Source organism: Shewanella sp. NFH-SH190041, assembly GCF_024363255.1.
In the GTDB taxonomy this organism is placed as follows: Bacteria; Pseudomonadota; Gammaproteobacteria; order Enterobacterales; family Shewanellaceae; genus Shewanella.
This window is the reverse complement of record NZ_AP026070.1, coordinates 536661-552426: the sequence shown is the minus strand read 5'-3', so window position 1 is coordinate 552426 and position 15766 is coordinate 536661. Positions and strand designations below refer to the sequence as shown.

At 48.6% G+C, this 15766-nt stretch carries 14 protein-coding genes; 9 read left to right on the top strand and 5 right to left on the bottom strand.

Translation table 11 applies throughout. The features are described from left to right. Positions 1-107: 107 nt before the first annotated feature. Positions 108-2051 (top strand): alkaline phosphatase D family protein, encoded by a 1944-nt coding sequence (locus tag NFHSH190041_RS02450; RefSeq protein ID WP_261923736.1) that lies wholly within the window; start codon positions 108-110, stop codon positions 2049-2051. Here NFHSH190041_RS02450 and NFHSH190041_RS02445 read toward each other — a convergent pair. Both NFHSH190041_RS02445 and NFHSH190041_RS02440 read right to left on the bottom strand, forming a co-directional pair. Beyond that, positions 2039-2965 carry a pseudouridine synthase gene (locus NFHSH190041_RS02445; protein WP_261923735.1) on the bottom strand — a complete coding sequence of 309 codons (927 nt, stop codon included), beginning with the start codon at positions 2963-2965 and terminating at the stop codon, positions 2039-2041. The genes NFHSH190041_RS02450 and NFHSH190041_RS02445 overlap by 13 nt on opposite strands. A 72-nt stretch (positions 2966-3037) precedes the next feature. Beyond that, the gene (locus NFHSH190041_RS02440; RefSeq protein ID WP_261923734.1) at positions 3038-3613 is read right to left on the bottom strand and encodes an LON peptidase substrate-binding domain-containing protein; all 576 of its coding nucleotides are present in this window, start codon (positions 3611-3613) and stop codon (positions 3038-3040) included. Between the two features lie 531 nt (positions 3614-4144). Here NFHSH190041_RS02440 and NFHSH190041_RS02430 point away from each other — a divergent pair. The 8 genes from NFHSH190041_RS02430 (at position 4145) to NFHSH190041_RS02395 (ending at position 12906) form a co-directional block, all read left to right on the top strand. Further along, entirely contained in the window at positions 4145-4612 is a 468-nt protein-coding gene (locus NFHSH190041_RS02430) for a YhcH/YjgK/YiaL family protein (RefSeq protein ID WP_261923732.1), read from the top strand. A 66-nt stretch (positions 4613-4678) separates the two neighbouring features. Then, positions 4679-6490 carry a DUF3413 domain-containing protein gene (locus NFHSH190041_RS02425; protein WP_261923731.1) on the top strand — a complete coding sequence of 604 codons (1812 nt, stop codon included), beginning with the start codon at positions 4679-4681 and terminating at the stop codon, positions 6488-6490. Positions 6491-6706: 216 nt separating this feature from the next. Continuing rightward, entirely contained in the window at positions 6707-7327 is a 621-nt protein-coding gene (locus NFHSH190041_RS02420; protein WP_261923730.1) for a DedA family protein, read from the top strand. Positions 7328-7720: 393 nt separating this feature from the next. Continuing rightward, positions 7721-9466, top strand: a complete 1746-nt coding sequence (gene argS, locus NFHSH190041_RS02415) for an arginine--tRNA ligase (protein ID WP_261923729.1) — start codon at positions 7721-7723, stop codon at positions 9464-9466. A gap of 3 nt (positions 9467-9469) precedes the next feature. Further along, positions 9470-10039: an SPOR domain-containing protein gene (locus NFHSH190041_RS02410; RefSeq protein WP_261923728.1), complete on the top strand. Its 570-nt coding sequence runs from the start codon at positions 9470-9472 to the stop codon at positions 10037-10039. A gap of 162 nt (positions 10040-10201) precedes the next feature. Beyond that, positions 10202-10726: an ATP-dependent protease subunit HslV gene (gene hslV / locus NFHSH190041_RS02405; RefSeq protein WP_261923727.1), complete on the top strand. Its 525-nt coding sequence runs from the start codon at positions 10202-10204 to the stop codon at positions 10724-10726. 23 nt (positions 10727-10749) lie between these two features. After that, positions 10750-12081 (top strand): HslU--HslV peptidase ATPase subunit, encoded by a 1332-nt coding sequence (gene hslU, locus NFHSH190041_RS02400; RefSeq protein ID WP_261923726.1) that lies wholly within the window; start codon positions 10750-10752, stop codon positions 12079-12081. 210 nt (positions 12082-12291) lie between these two features. Continuing rightward, complete coding sequence (locus tag NFHSH190041_RS02395) at positions 12292-12906, top strand: histidine phosphatase family protein (RefSeq protein ID WP_261923725.1); 615 nt, start codon at positions 12292-12294, stop codon at positions 12904-12906. 22 nt (positions 12907-12928) lie between these two features. Here NFHSH190041_RS02395 and NFHSH190041_RS02390 read toward each other — a convergent pair whose 3' ends face one another. The 3 genes from NFHSH190041_RS02390 to NFHSH190041_RS02375 form a co-directional block, all read right to left on the bottom strand. After that, on the bottom strand, positions 12929-14044 hold the full coding sequence (locus tag NFHSH190041_RS02390; protein ID WP_261923724.1) for a GGDEF domain-containing protein: 1116 nt from the start codon (positions 14042-14044) through the stop codon (positions 12929-12931). A 613-nt stretch (positions 14045-14657) separates the two neighbouring features. Continuing rightward, positions 14658-15284 (bottom strand): lysozyme inhibitor LprI family protein, encoded by a 627-nt coding sequence (locus NFHSH190041_RS02380; RefSeq protein WP_261923722.1) that lies wholly within the window; start codon positions 15282-15284, stop codon positions 14658-14660. Positions 15285-15337: 53 nt separating this feature from the next. After that, positions 15338-15757, bottom strand: a complete 420-nt coding sequence (locus tag NFHSH190041_RS02375; protein ID WP_261923721.1) for a GNAT family N-acetyltransferase — start codon at positions 15755-15757, stop codon at positions 15338-15340. Positions 15758-15766: the final 9 nt, after the last annotated feature.

Here is a 15766-nt window from a genome sequence, read left to right as displayed (position 1 = left end):
TTTTAGCAGCTGTAGATGAATTTCCCTTCATCTGAACTTTTGCCCAGTGTAAAAACTTTCAAACCGTAAAGCACTTGTTTACCCTAACGAGATTCAAAATCACCAATATGGATCACCAATTGACCGTCGCCTCCCTTCCTCTGGTGCTGGCTGGCCCTGTCCTGCGCCATTGCGATGCCGATCATTTCACCCTGTGGTTTGTCACCAGCGCACCGCTTTACACACTGACCTTAACCCTGGAGCAGCAGGTTATTACCCTGCAACCAGAAGACGTTCATACCGTGCAGCTGGGCAGTCGAGCCTGGCAGCACCTCATACAATTAAGCCGTCCGGGGCTGATGCCCCTTAATATCCGTATCAGTTACCAACTCAGCGATAGCGAACAAGGCGATCTCTTTAGCCATATTCCAGAGCTGACTTACCATGGTAATGCCCTGCCAGATGTGATGGTGCAACCGGAAATTAAGCAAATCATGCATGGCTCCTGCCGCAACCCGCATCATCACAGTGGTGATGCTCTCGTAGCAGCAGATACCAAACTCAGCATGGCAGAACCTGATAACCGCCCAGCCATGCTGATGATGACCGGAGATCAGGTGTATGTTGATGACATCGGTGGGCCCATGCTCTACGCCATCGGTCAGGTGATCCACTTGCTCGGCCTGCCAACCGAGAAATTTACTGGTGCTGGACTGAATAACAGCAATCAAATCAGCTATCAGCCTGCCGCTATGTATCAGCGGCATAAGCGGTTATTACCACATACAGAATACCCGGCAAAAACCCCGGTATGGCACTGGTATCTCAACCATCCAATTTTCACTTCCTCCATGGCAGAAAACCATTTGGTCAGCCTAAGTGAAATGATCGCCCTATACCTGCTAATTTGGTCGCCTGAACTCTGGCAACGATTTGATATTCCGAAAAATGTCAGCGGTTTAAGCCGCCCAAATCAACAGCGTTGGCAAGTTGAATGGCAGCATCTGCAAAACTTTAAGACTGGGCTGGGGCAGGTACGTCGACTGCTGGCACATCTACCCACTTATATGATGTTCGATGATCATGATATTACCGATGATTGGAATCTGACCGCCAAATGGGAAGAAGCTGCCTATAGCCACAGATTTTCCCGCCGCATTATTGGCAATGCTTTAATTGGCTATACCCTATTCCAGGGACTCGGCAATCAGCCCGCATTGTTCCAACGGGATATCCGTCCATTAGTTGATCAACTGTTCAGTCATGATAAGCACAAACTGGATATGACAACGCATAATGCGTTAATTGATGCCCTGTTGAAATTCGAACACTGGCATTATTCGCTTAACACCAGTCCCAAAGTAGTGGTACTTGATACCCGCACACGACGCTGGCGCAGTGAGTCTAATCTAGCCAAACCATCGGGTCTGATGGATTGGGAAGCATTAATGGATTTGCAACATGAATTGATTGGCCAAGACAAGGTCATCATTGTCTCTCCAGCACCGATGTTTGGGGTAAAACTGATTGAAACCGTTCAGCGGGCAGCAACACTGATCGGTGCCTCGCTGATGGTGGATGCGGAAAACTGGATGGCGCATCCTGGCGCAGCTAATGCGCTCCTTAGCATTTTTACCCACCGAAATACGCCGCAGGAATTCGTGATCCTATCTGGAGATGTGCATTACTCTTTTGCCTATGATGTCAGTGTGCGATTCCGCCACGACAGTCCGCATATATATCAAATCACCTGCTCCGGGTTTAAAAATCAGTTTCCGGAAAAACTGCTGCCGCTGTTTGATAAACTTAATGGCTGGCTTTATGGCTACTTCTCACCGCTCAATTTGCTGACTAAGCGTAAACGCATGCGTATCCGCGGCCGCCGCCCCAATGGTGACATTCGCAAACGATTGATTAACAGCAGCGGAGTCGGTATCGTCGATTTTGTCGCCAGTGGTGCCCCAGAAAGTATCCGGGTATTGCACGCTGATATGTCAGAAACCCTGTTCGAGCTACCGGGTAGCAGCTTTAGTCATTCCGCGACTTCAGACCAAACGGATCAGTCAGCCTGAGGCAAAGATAATCCATCAACCTGCCAGTCATGTGCTTTACCTGTCACCGGATCGGTAAAGCACAAGCGATATGCCAACAGTTGAAGAGGGCGAGAAAAATCATCGGCAGCTTTAGGTTGTAGCTCAGGGTAAAACCTGTCATTCCACAGCGGCATTCCCAATGATTGCATATGAACCCGCAATTGATGGGTTTTACCCGTAATAGGACTGAGCTGAAACAAGCCCATATCGCCTGATACCGCCAGCAACGCAATTTCAGAGTGAGTATTCGCCTCCCCCTCCACAATCTGCATTAAAAAACTGGGCACGGCGGGTTTCATACGGTTTTTGACCGTCCAGCGCAAAGGTAAGGTTAACGAACCATGGCGCGCAGCGTCTGCCAATGCCGGTGTTAGCCGGGCTAAAGCCTGATATTGCTTAGTGATATGTTTGGATTTAAATAGATCATGATAGTGGTGTCGCGTGGCCGGATTAACGCTAAACAGCATCACCCCCGCGGTTTCCCGATCCAACCTGTGTGCCGGGGTTAATTTCTCAATACCGGTACGCAGCCTAAGACGGTGTACCAAGCATTCGTTGACATAATTACCACTGGGCGTCACCGGTAAAAAATGAGGCTTATACACCAGTAAAATTTCATCATCCTGATACAGGATCTGCTCAGTAAAAGGGATTTTCGTTTCCGCGACGACTTCACGGTAGTAATACACTCTGGCCGTTGGCCGATAAAGTGTCGAGGCATCAATCAAACTACCATCCTGCCAATGCACCTTGCCATCAGCAACCCGCTGGTGCCAGACCTCAGCAGCAATACGATCAAAATGGCTGATCAAAAAACTCAGCACGGTCGATTTGTCAGTAATGTCCCGGGGAAGAACCACATAGGAAGGTTGGGCGGCACGAACAGAAGTCATTGGCAAGGATAATGAAGGACCATAACCGAATTTTACCTGCCAGCGGCCACACTGTCAGCACATAGACTATTTTCAATGACCATGGGATTTAATCAGCTGTAACACAAAAGCCATGGTTTGATGACAATCCGGTTGGCTCAGTAATTTAATTTTGTCCCGATTATACATAGGCAGTACCTCGAGCCAGCGCTGACTGACCCAACAAGCATCTTCCAAGTGCAGTTGGGGATACAATTCCTGTAATGCTGGATTCACTTCATAAAATTGCGCCAAGGCCTGACTGATAATGGCAAACTCACCAGCTATAGGCTCCTGCTGCCAATTGGGGCACTGTAAGCAGCGTATCATCCATCCCCCATCAGACTGCTGTGCGCCAGAGAGAATTTTGACCCGCTGCACCCCCTCAAGCACCAAAGATAAGGCGTCATCTTCCAGCTGATTAAAATCGATAATACGGCATTGAGTCGCTAACGGATAACATGGCGGAGAACCTGTACCTCTGGACATTCCTACTGCAAGCTGACAGCGAGCCTTACACACATCCGCCACCATGCGAAGATTAGCAGGCTCGACCACTTTAAGTTCCACCCGACCTTCCGGCAGTAACAACACATCATGTGTCAAAAGGGCCATATGTTCTGTCCGCATCAACGCCTCCACAGTTTCCTGTTACCGAAGCCACGCCATATCACTTGCTGCTAGGGTCCATTGATCTTTCGTGATTAAATTTTGTTCGAGATAAAAGCGTGTTAATCGCGGCGAGTGGTTTGTCGCCTAGTTATGCTAAGCAAGAACCGCTCAACAAAGAGTAAAACGCTTTTAGCCGAACCCTGCGGGCAGCGTTTGAGGCGCCTTTCTACTGCGTTATCGGCTTATCAGGTAGCGCAACTACCTATCAAAACCGCTGCCTTGTATAAAGCACCCTCAAATCGCTGCAAAAACAAACTTGAAAGGTCAACAAACCCTAGGACATCCTCCATCGCCCCTAAATAACCCGTAGCTAACAAATCCAGTCTAGCACCACCTAGCAACCACTGCGGCATGACAGCGCAACAACCGATAGCCTCGGCTCGGACACAAATACAGTAGATAAACTGTCGCAGAAATAAGCACCTTCTCTGGGCTGCTGCGTCCCTGACAGAGTATACTGCGCAGCAAATTACCCTGAAGGAATGCAATATGATCCTTGATTCACTTGCGAACCGCAGCCAATACGATGCTTTACATCCCGGCATCCGCCTAGCCCTTGAGCACTTGGGCACCACAGATTACAGTCATGCTGCTCCCGGCCGTTATACGGTGGACGGTGACAATGTTTTTGCCATCGTCAACGATTACACCCCAAAAGACCGGCACACCGCACCATTTGAAATTCATAAGAACTATATCGATGTCCAATTCGTGCTTTGCGGCGAAGAACAATGCGGAGTGTTACCACTGGCGGAGCGTCAGCCGGATACTGTCTATAACGCTGAACGTGATTTTGCTGAATTTCACAGTGCCCCTTTGCTGGCACAAGCCAATTTTGTCACTGTCACTGCCGGTATGTTTGCTGTTTTCTTCCCCGGGGATATCCATATGCCCGGTGTAGCACCCGGCAGTGAATATGTGCGCAAAATCGTTGTCAAAGTAAAGTGCAACTTATAATCACCGACGTCAATTAACGGCGGCAGTCATATCTGATTGCCCCACAACAATAAGAATCCCGAGCCAATGCGTTCCCGAATTCAACAACACGGGCGGATGATCTTCATTAGCGCCCTTATTGCCTGCATTATCTGCCTGGGCTATTTTCGCTATTTACCTCAAGGCCAGACCGCCGTCAGCCTTGGCTACCTACTAGTTGCTACACTGAGCCAAATGGGCTTGCTATTTGCCCTGTGGGGGCTTATTACCTTACCGGTCACATTCATTAAACCCGAGCGTATCCGCGCCTTACTAACGGCACTATTGTTTGCCGCCCCCTTACTGGCGCTATATATCGATACCCAAGTATTCGCCCAATATCGCTATCATATTCAGTGGATTTTAGTTGAGCTGCTACTATCCGGCGGTATCGTTGAGTTCACTACGGGCAACATCTTGCTGGTGATCGCCGCCGCCATGGGTAGCACCGCCGTCATGTATCTGCTCTACCAACTACAAGCTAAAGCTAAAATTCGTCGGCCGGTCAATAAACTCTTTTTTAGCGGCCTGTTTATCTGTTTACTGGCGACCCATCTTACCCATATCTGGGCTTCGGCCAATGCGATTCAGAGCATCACTACCCAGAACCGTTTTCTGCCACTGTTTTACCCGACAACCGCTAACCGCCTATTACGGGATTTAGGCTGGGCAGATGAAGCCAGCTTAGATCGTCAAAAACAGCTGCAGGTAAAAAGCAGTAGCTTAAATTACCCGCTCGCCCCATTGCAGCTCAACAAACCCACCAAACCGGTTAATATCGTGGTGATTGGTGTCGACTCTTGGCGTTGGGATGCATTAAGCGCCAAATACGCCCCTAATATTTGGCAATTTGCTCAACAAGGGATGCGCTTTGACAATCACCTCTCCACAGGTAATGCCACTCGCGCTGGCATTTTCGGTCTCTACTATGGGATGCCATCCACCTATTGGCACAGTTTCTATGCTAACCGCCGCAGTCCGGTATTAATGGATGTGCTACAACAAGAAGATTATCAGCTCGGTATTTTTGCCTCAGCACAATTGGTTAAGCCAGAGTTTGACCAGACAGTGTTTGTCAATGTGCCAAACCTACGTAAATCATCTAAAGCAGAAGGCCCCGTTGGCAAAGATGAAGAGATCACCCGTTTATGGCTACAGTGGAATAAACATCGGGATCTGAATAAGCCAGCATTTTCCTTCCTGTTTTATGATGCACCCCACGCGTATGCGTTTCCAGAGAATTACCCGGTAAAATTTGAGCCAATGGCCAAGGAAATCGACTATATGGCACTGAATAATGACTATGATGCGTCATTGTTCAAAAACCGCTATATGACTGCCGCCCACTTTACCGACTCCCTCATCGGAAAAGTCTTAACCGCCATTGAACACAGCCCAGATCGGGATAACACGGTTGTCATTATCACCGGCGATCATGGTCAGGAAGCCAACGACAATAAACTGAACTATTGGGGTCATAATTCCAATTTTTCTGACGCCCAAGCAAAAGTGCCCATGGTGATTGTGGGTCCCGGTATTAAATCTGGGATCAGTGAACTACCGACCAGCCATGTCGATATTGCCCCGACCCTGCTACAGCATTATCTGGGACTGAAAAACCCAGTATCTGACTACAGCACAGGTCAAGACATCTTGGCGCCAAATCCAAAGCAGGTACCTTTTCGCATGGTGGCTAGTTATACCGATTATGCTCTCGTCTCTAAAAACAGTATTCTGACCGTTAGTGGTAAAAATGGCGGTTATCAACTGCTGGACCGACACTACCGACCACTGACTGGGCAACCTGACTTTGCCCAGTTACAGCAAGCGCTACAGCAAATGCGCCAGTTTCTGAAGTAACAGCTCAGGCGTAAATGCAAATGACGAAAACAGCAGGGAAAATCCTGCTGTTTTTTTATCTTTATCATCTGATTTAGCCTAACTACTCGCGCCAAACAATATCACGGCGTAACGCGCTGCAAGTTCGACAATACTCATATCAGCATTATCTGAATTGGTATCAGCTCCGGCATGCTTTAGACTGAGTACTTCTGACTGCTTTAACTCATACGGCCTATGCTCGATACACTGCAACATATCATCTCTGATTTAACCCCCTACCTGCATCAGTACGGTTATTTTATTCTGGCACTCGCTATCGCGGTGGAGGGCGTTGGCATTCCTGCACCGGGACAGTCCTTTTTGATCGTCTCAGGCATACTCGCTGCTGGAGGGCAAATGTCACTACCCGGCGTACTGCTGGTCGCGGGACTAAGCGCTTTTTCTGGTAACTGTATCGGTTATATCATCGGCTTACGCTTTGGTGATGTGTTGCTGAAAAAGGGCTGGGTAAAACCTCAGACAGAACGCAGGCTACATGGATTTATCGAACGCTATGGCATGATTGCACTGCTACTGAGCCGCTTTATTGAAGGGCTAAAGCAAACCATGTGTATTGGCTGCGGCATCGCCAAATTACCATTAAAAACCTTCCTACTGGGCAACTTATTGGCAACGGTTAGCTGGGTGCTACTTTTTGGAGTCGGCCCTGCCATCTTGCGACATGAAATGACACCGCTGCTGACCTTTTATCACTCACATCAACTGCTAATGTGGGCGATTGGGACGTTAGTAGTTCTTGGTGGCGCAGTGGCTATTTGGCTATGGCAGAAAAAACGCTCAGCCAATTCCTGTTAATAATGCTGTTATTCTGTTTTCCCAGTCTTCGCATATTCATTGCGGAAACTGGGGGTTAATACTCAGCAATTTAAACTCCGACACAAACCAATTACCCTCGGTTAGCAATTATGATTTCATAACACGATGAAATAAATATAACCGCCAACTTATGCACAATTAACTACATATTTATTTAATTACTTCTCTTTATTCTCTGGCTATAAGGCGCTTAATAGTCCCGAAAAATAGTCTTATTAGGCATTAACACCCACTACATCTATGAGATTTCGCATCTCAAAAAAGGGGAAAGATAAAAATCCAATCAGAGGATAGCCAGAAGGTAGCGGTAGCGGATAGAATGTATGGTTATTCACATACATTTTTACCAACGCAGTCGGTACTAAATACGCCATGAAATCACATATCCAATCATTACTCGAACAAACCGTTGATTCCCTGAAACAACAGGCTATTTTACCTGCTGATTTTGAACCGCGAATCCAGGTCGATCGAACCAAGGATAAGAGCCACGGAGATTTGGCAACCAACTTGGCCATGATGATGACCAAAGCGGCAGGCAAAAATCCCCGCGAATTGGCGCAGTTAATCATTGATAATCTGCCAGCATCCAGCCATGTCGCCAAAGTCGAAATTGCCGGCCCTGGTTTTATCAACTTCTTTATCGATGATAATGCACTGGCCAACCAACTGATGGCCGCACTACAAGGTGACAAGCTGGGGCTAACACTGCCTGCAGCCCAAACCGTGGTAGTAGATTATTCTTCGCCAAACCTGGCCAAAGAAATGCACGTCGGTCACCTGCGCTCCACCATTATCGGTGATGCTTGTGCCCGCGCACTGGAATTTATGGGCCACAAAGTTATCCGTCAGAACCACGTAGGTGACTGGGGTACTCAGTTCGGTATGCTGCTGGCCTATATGGAAGAGCTACAGGGTCAGAATGGCGATAAAGCAGAGCTGGAACTATCCGATCTGGAGGGGTTCTATCGCGCCGCCAAACTGCGTTTTGACGAATCAGAAGAGTTTGCTACCCGCGCCCGTCATTTGGTCGTTGAACTACAGTCCGGCGATGAATACTGCCTGAAACTGTGGCGTCAATTTAACGATATCTCTTTAAACCATTGTTTGGATATCTACCAACGTCTGGATGTCAGTCTGACCCGCGCCGATGTCCGTGGCGAGTCTAGCTACAATGATGATCTGCCCAAAGTGGTTAGCGATCTGGATGCTAAAGGCCTGCTGTCTGAAAGCCATGGTGCCAAAGTGGTATTCCAAGATGAATTCCACAACAAAGAAGGCGAACCTCTGCCAGTTATTATCCAAAAAGCTGACGGCGGTTACCTGTATGCCACCACTGACTTGGCCGCCATCCGCTACCGTGCGAATACCCTGAAAGCTGACCGTATTATGTACTTTGTTGATCTGCGTCAGGCACTGCATTTCCAACAAGTATTTGCCTTAGTTAAAGCGGCAGGCTTCGCCCCTGAAAATGTCAGCTTAGAACATCTGGGCTTTGGCACCATGAACGGTGAAGATGGCCGTCCATTCAAAACTCGCTCCGGTGGTGTAGTCAAATTGGTTGATCTGCTTGATGAAGCCAACAGCCGCGCTTTGGAACTGGTGCGTAGCAAAAACCCTGATATGGATGAGCAAGAACTGGCACATATCGCCAAAGTGGTGGGCACTGCCTCAGTAAAATATGCTGATCTGTCCAAGAACCGCGCCAGTGACTATATCTTCAGCTTTGATCAGATGCTGAGTTTTGAAGGCAACACCGCGCCTTACCTACTGTATGCATACACTCGGGTTGCCGGTATCTTCAAACGTGCAGAAAACATTGATCTGTCTGCTGCAACCATTTCACTGGAGCATGACAAAGAGAAAGAACTGGGTAATAAACTGGCCCAGTTTGGTGAAACCCTGACCCGTATGGTCAGCAAGGGTCACCCTCATGTGCTGTGTGGCTACTTGTTTGAACTGGCTGGCGCCTTCTCTAGTTTCTACGAGGCTTGCCCAGTTCTGGCAGCTGACACGCAGGAGCAACGTGATAGCCGTCTGCTGCTGAGTCAACTGACAGCCAACACGCTGAAACAGGGTCTGAATCTGCTGGGTCTTGAAACTCTGGAACGGATGTAATTAATGGCAACAAGGGATTACGCCAACCGCAAGCCGCGGGCGAAAAAAGGAAGTTCAAGTTCACACCGTAATAAGGCAGCGCCCAAGCGGCGACTGCCAGTGGTGCTGAGCGCTGTGGTTGCTGTGGCAATAGCCGGTTTTTGCTATTTTTTATGGCAGCTAAAAGACAGCCCTAAGCCTGAAGCGGCGCCTGTTGAAGTCCGTAAACCGGTCACAACAACGCCGGCGAAAAAAGATCCCAATGCGTTGCCGCCCAAACCCAAGGAAGAGTGGACTTATCAGCAAGCGCTGGAAAATAAAAAGGTGGAAGTGGAAATTCCGATCCAGGATGAGCCTGCTCCCCGCCCCCATGAGATCCAATGCGCTTCTTTCAGGCTACAATCCCAAGCCGATACACTGCGGGCGAAAATGGCATTTCAGGGACTTGAAGCCCATGTCCGAGAGGTCAAAGGCACCACAGGCCTATGGTACAAAGTGGTTTTGGGGCCATTCCCCAGCAAACGGGATGCTGAAAGCAAACGTCACGCTTTGCAACGGGCCAGCATCAATGGCTGTATTCTGATAAGACTATAAACACCAACGCCCCCGCTTCCGGGGCGTTTTTTTGCGCACTCTGTCGCGAAAAGCACTGACAATCCGCTTGCGCCCTTGTTTTTCCCGCTATATGTCCCCATATCTTTTTTCATTGAACACCAGCATTGATATCACCCTGCTGGCAAAGAGAGAGGATCTATTGTGACCACTATCGTATCTGTACGCCGCAACAACCAAGTTGTCATTGCCGGTGACGGCCAGGTGTCTTTGGGCAATACCGTAATGAAAGGCAATGCCCGCAAAGTGCGCCGCCTGTACCACAACAAAGTACTGGCAGGATTTGCTGGCGGTACTGCCGATGCCTTTACCCTGTTTGAGCGCTTTGAAGCAAAACTGGAAATGCACCAGGGCCATTTGTTGAAGTCAGCCGTGGAGCTGGCAAAAGACTGGCGCAGCGATCGCGCCCTGCGCAAGCTTGAAGCCATGCTGGTTGTCGCGGATCACGAATGCTCACTGATCATCACTGGTAACGGTGATGTGGTGCAGCCAGAGCATGATTTGCTAGCCATCGGCTCTGGTGGTAACTATGCTCAAGCAGCCGCATTAGCACTGCTCGAAAATACCGAATTAAGCGCCCGTGATATTGCTGAAAAAGCTCTGACCATAGCCGGTGATATCTGCGTCTATACCAACCAATTCAAAACCGTAGAAGAACTGTCTTACTGAGCCAATTCGTTGAGGAATGCTTTATGTCTGAAATGACACCCCGCGAGATCGTCCACGAACTGGACGCCCACATTATCGGTCAGCACAAAGCCAAACGCTCAGTGGCCATTGCCCTGCGTAACCGCTGGCGCCGGATGCAACTTGATGCTGCATTGCGTCAAGAAGTGACCCCGAAAAATATTTTGATGATTGGCCCAACCGGCGTAGGTAAAACTGAAATTGCCCGCCGTCTCGCTAAATTGGCTAAAGCACCATTTATCAAGGTTGAAGCCACTAAGTTCACTGAAGTGGGCTATGTCGGTAAAGAAGTGGAAACCATTATCCGCGATCTAACTGACGCTGCAGTCAAACTGACCCGTGAAGAGCAGATGGTCAAATGCCGCAGCCGCGCAGAAGATGCTGCGGAAGAGCGCATCCTTGATGCCCTGCTGCCTAAACCTAAAAATGACTGGGACAACGACAGCCAGAGTGATAGTCAATCCAACACTCGCCAAGTATTTCGCAAAAAACTGCGTGAAGGCCAGCTGGATGACAAAGAGATCGAAATCGATATCGCTGCACCACAAATGGGCGTTGAAATCATGTCACCTCCAGGTATGGAAGAGATGACCAACCAACTGCAAAGCCTATTCCAGAACATGGGACAAGGTGGCAGTAAGCGCAAGAAGATGAAAATCAAAGATGCGCTAAAACAACTGGTTGAAGAAGAAGCCGCAAAGTTGGTGAATCCAGAAGAGCTGAAAGAACAAGCCATTGAGCTGGTTGAACAGCACGGTATCGTATTCTTGGATGAAATTGACAAAATCTGTAAGCGTGGGGAAACCTCAGGCCCAGACGTTTCCCGTGAAGGGGTGCAACGTGATCTGCTGCCACTGGTAGAAGGCTGCACCGTCAACACCAAGCATGGTATGGTAAAAACCGACCACATTCTGTTTATTGCCTCTGGTGCATTCCAGATGGCCAAGCCATCGGATCTGATCCCAGAACTGCAAGGCCGCCTGCCAATCCGGGTAGAGCTGGATGCGCTGAGTGCCGATGACTTTAAACGCATTTTGACCGAACCACACGCCTCGCTGACAGAGCAGTACATCGCACTGCTGGCAACAGAAGGCGTGAGCATTGAGTTTACCGAGTCAGGTATTGACCGTATTGCACAAGCTGCATGGCAGGTGAATGAGCGGACTGAAAATATCGGTGCCCGTCGACTGCACACAGTGCTAGAGCGACTGATGGAAGATATCTCCTATGAGGCATCTGATAAGTCCGGCACCACCATGACCATTGATGCAGACTATGTTAACGGTCATCTGGATAATCTGGTACAGGATGAAGATCTAAGCCGCTTTATCCTCTAATCCATTTCCCCTATCATCTGGGGGCATTGTTCCTGTTAGCGCAGGATGATAATTAAGCCGGGGCATATGCCCCGGCTTTTTACTATGAAAATCAACCACATTTATACCCTCATCACAATAAGCAGACTGAATTTTAGGTTAAAACATCTTTTTCATGCTCGCAGCATGATTCAACATCTATGCAATTTGCACCACTGGAGAAACGTGAAGATGCCAACCATATCGGCCATCACAAATAAATCCATTTATATTCTGCGCCACGGGCAAACCCGCTTTAATGCCGAGGGACGGCTGCAGGGGCATTGTGATTCACCACTGACGGCCAAAGGGGAAGCCCAGGCTGCAGCCATGGGACAGGCGTTGCAGGCGCAACAGCTGGATATGTCACAATGGCAACTGATTGCCAGTCCGCTTGGGCGAGCCAGGCAAACTGCGGCAATTGTGGCATCGCAATTAGGTCTTGCAGCAGATGCGATCCAAACCGATGCGCGGGTGATGGAATGTCATTTGGGACAATGGGAACAACAGGAAATTCCCCCTCTATTTGCCGCGGAACCGACGTTACAACAACGCGGTGATTGGTACTTACAAGCACCGGGCGCCGAAACGTTACAGCAAGTGCAAACCCGGCTACACCAATGGCTGACCGATACGCCGGCATCACACATTATTTTGATAAGCCACGGCTTAACCGGGGTAATTTTACGTGGTCTGCTACTGGGGTTAAATGATTCTGAGCTGTGGCAACAGGATAAGCCTCAAGATGCGCTTTACTACTTCCACGGCGGACAACTGCAACGCATTAGTACTGTTGATTTTGTCTAAACAAATAGCCTTAACTGTATTGCTAGCAACTACAGTGACTGATGCGATCTCGGCCTTCCGTTTTAGCCCGGTACAAGGCGGTATCGGCACAATACATCAAGGCATCATGGGTGCGAAACTCCCCGCGATACTCGGTGGCAATCCCTTGGCTGACGCTGACTCGGGTAATTTCCGGCAGACCAGCATGGGCAAAATCCATGCTGTTTACCTGACGACGAATACTTTGTGCCACTTCTTCGGCGGTATCGGCATCAAAGCCAGGCAACACGAGGGCAAATTCCTCGCCACCATAACGGGCCGCTAAACACTGAGGGCTAGGCAACATAGAAGAGATAATGCGGCTAATCCGTTTCAGGCAGTCATCCCCCTGCAAATGACCAAACATATCATTGAATGTTTTAAAAAAATCCACATCAATAATAATGACACTGATAGGCTGAGACCGTCGGATACACTGGTGCCAGCTACGCTCAAGCATCTCATCGAACGCGCGACGATTCGCCAGACCCGTGAGGTAATCCGTTGCGGCCTGCTGTGTTAGCCGCTGCAACTCAGCCTGATACTGGCTGTGATCCTGTAAGGTGATCATAAACAGACCATCAATAAAAGAGAGCGACATATTAACCAGCAATAAGCCACCACAAGCCTGACGGATAATCATCTCTCTGGGGCCGTGCTGCTGTGGCTGACGTTGTGGGCCATCACCAATAAACATCTGGCCATATTCTGCTTGCGCCGCTGGCGGTAGCCAAGTTTGCCAACGCTCACCAACAAAGCTATCGCCCGTGTCTTGCAATAGTGCAGCCGCCGCCGAATTAACTCCCAGCACCAACCCACAGTCATCCACCAATACCTGAGCATGCTGCATCTGCATCATCACCCCCAATAGCTGTGCCGTAGCAATGGGCGCCTGGTTAGCTGCCGCGAGCGGCAAGGGGGCGACCTGCTCTGACGCATCAGTGTTATTTCTGCCCCCTGTGACAAATGAGTCCAAAGAACCTAGCGGTGAAGCACTATCAGGAATGCCGCTCGGTTGCCATGGGGAAATCAACTTAGCCACTACGCCGGACATTTCTGGGCGCTGATGTTGGGTAAAATATTGGGGAAACTGTGGGCCTTTAGTTAACTGTCCAGACATGTGCTGAAATTCCATCTATTGCAAACGATGGAGCTAGAATAAAATATTCGTCAATTCAGTACCTTCCGTAATCCTTTAGATTTAAGACACTGAAATTAAAAGGTAAAATACATTTTATCAATTAGCCTTACGGCATGTTGCTTCAGCTAGACGTGCTGCTATTCACTAACCAACAGTTTGATTAATCAACCTATTTTCCGACAAAACAGGTATGACTCAGCCACCAATATTGCCCGCAAATTCCCACGCAAAAACCATGCGGGATGCTATGTTATCCACGCCAATAACACACAAAATAGTTGGCCCGACAAATGCCGGGCTCAGATAAACAATCACTAGGGTCTGTTGACCTGTTAAGTTTGTTTTTGCAGCGCTTTGAGGATGCTTTATACAAGGCAGAGGCTTTGATAGGTAGTTGCGCTACCTGATAAGCCGATAACGCAGTAGAAAGGAGTCTCAAACGCTGCCCGCAGGGTTCGGCTAAAAGCGTTTTACGCTTTGTTGAGCGGCTCTTGCTTAGCATACTAGGCGGCAAACCACTCGCCGCGATTAAAACGCTTTTATCTCGAACAAAATTTAATCACAAAAGGTCAACAGACCCTAGGGATGATAGTCAACGACGTAGCAACTGGCATTGCTGATCCGGTTTACCATAACGGGACAGGGTTGCCGTTTCTGTCGACAATCCCTGAGGCAACCTAAAGGTCACATTCATCGCCTCATATTTAATGCCCGGTTTTGCCGGAGTCTGAAAGCCCAACAGAGACTGTGGCTTAATGCGCTCTGCCGACGTAACCTCAGGTAAGGCTTGCAGATGAAGCATTGCCGCAGGAGACTCGGTATCCGGATAATCATCCAAGGTTACCGCCAAGGTCTGACACTGATACTGCAGCTGACGGGTTTTAGATACCGCCTGAGACATAATCTGTAACTCCGTAATTCTGTCGCGATAGTTTGCCGCCACACACCAAGGCATATCACTGCTTTTCCAACAGTCATTACGGCCTTTAATCCAACCTATCTCATCGGTTTTCAACCAGGCTTTACGCTCACCCTGTAACTGCGACATCGCCAGTCGATACAGCTTGGCTAACTTAATATCCAATGCCTGTAACTGAGGACTGCGACAGATTTCCTCCTCCACACTGCCACTGGCTTTGCTGCAATCAAAAGAAGGCGCGGCAAAAGCAGTTGGAGAAAGTGCAACTACTAACAATGCAGTACAGAACAATCGTTTCATCTCATTATTTCCACAAGAAAAACTGGATCATAAAGCATATTCAGAGTAATTGGCTAACTCAGTGCCTCTTCATTATCCTGAAACTCGCGGTACATATGAATATGGGGGATTCCATCTTCCAAATACACATCTGAGGTCGCAGAGAAACCATATTGGCTATAAAATCCCATCAAATAGTGTTGCGCACTGATTTCAATATGCTCTTGCGGAAATAAGCGATTACTCTGAATCAACCCCAGAGCCAATAACTGATGCCCTAAACCTGTATTACGTTGTGAAGGCGCAATAACAACTCGTCCCAATGCCACATTCTCATAGATCCGTCCTGGCCCAATAATCCGCAAATAAGCCACTAAATTATTTTCAATATACCCCAATAAATGAAACACATCTTCGGCACAATCATGATCATCCAAATCCTGATAAACACAAGCCTGTTCCACCACAAAGACTTCAGCTCTTAGTTTCAACATATCATACAG

Excerpts from the sequence above, each read along its gene's own strand:
- NFHSH190041_RS02445 (WP_261923735.1), bottom strand. The coding sequence starts at position 2,965 with ATGACTTCTGTTCGTGCCGCCCAACCTTCCTATGTGGTTCTTCCCCGG.
- NFHSH190041_RS02425 (WP_261923731.1), top strand. The coding sequence starts at position 4,679 with ATGCGTTCCCGAATTCAACAACACGGGCGGATGATCTTCATTAGCGCC.
- NFHSH190041_RS02410 (WP_261923728.1), top strand. The coding sequence starts at position 9,470 with ATGGCAACAAGGGATTACGCCAACCGCAAGCCGCGGGCGAAAAAAGGA.
- NFHSH190041_RS02380 (WP_261923722.1), bottom strand. The coding sequence starts at position 15,284 with ATGAAACGATTGTTCTGTACTGCATTGTTAGTAGTTGCACTTTCTCCA.
- hslU (WP_261923726.1), top strand. The coding sequence starts at position 10,750 with ATGTCTGAAATGACACCCCGCGAGATCGTCCACGAACTGGACGCCCAC.
- NFHSH190041_RS02395 (WP_261923725.1), top strand. The coding sequence starts at position 12,292 with ATGCCAACCATATCGGCCATCACAAATAAATCCATTTATATTCTGCGC.
- NFHSH190041_RS02430 (WP_261923732.1), top strand. The coding sequence starts at position 4,145 with ATGATCCTTGATTCACTTGCGAACCGCAGCCAATACGATGCTTTACAT.
- NFHSH190041_RS02440 (WP_261923734.1), bottom strand. The coding sequence starts at position 3,613 with ATGCGGACAGAACATATGGCCCTTTTGACACATGATGTGTTGTTACTG.
- NFHSH190041_RS02375 (WP_261923721.1), bottom strand. The coding sequence starts at position 15,757 with ATGTTGAAACTAAGAGCTGAAGTCTTTGTGGTGGAACAGGCTTGTGTT.
- argS (WP_261923729.1), top strand. The coding sequence starts at position 7,721 with ATGAAATCACATATCCAATCATTACTCGAACAAACCGTTGATTCCCTG.
- NFHSH190041_RS02390 (WP_261923724.1), bottom strand. The coding sequence starts at position 14,044 with ATGTCTGGACAGTTAACTAAAGGCCCACAGTTTCCCCAATATTTTACC.
- NFHSH190041_RS02450 (WP_261923736.1), top strand. The coding sequence starts at position 108 with ATGGATCACCAATTGACCGTCGCCTCCCTTCCTCTGGTGCTGGCTGGC.
- NFHSH190041_RS02420 (WP_261923730.1), top strand. The coding sequence starts at position 6,707 with ATGCTCGATACACTGCAACATATCATCTCTGATTTAACCCCCTACCTG.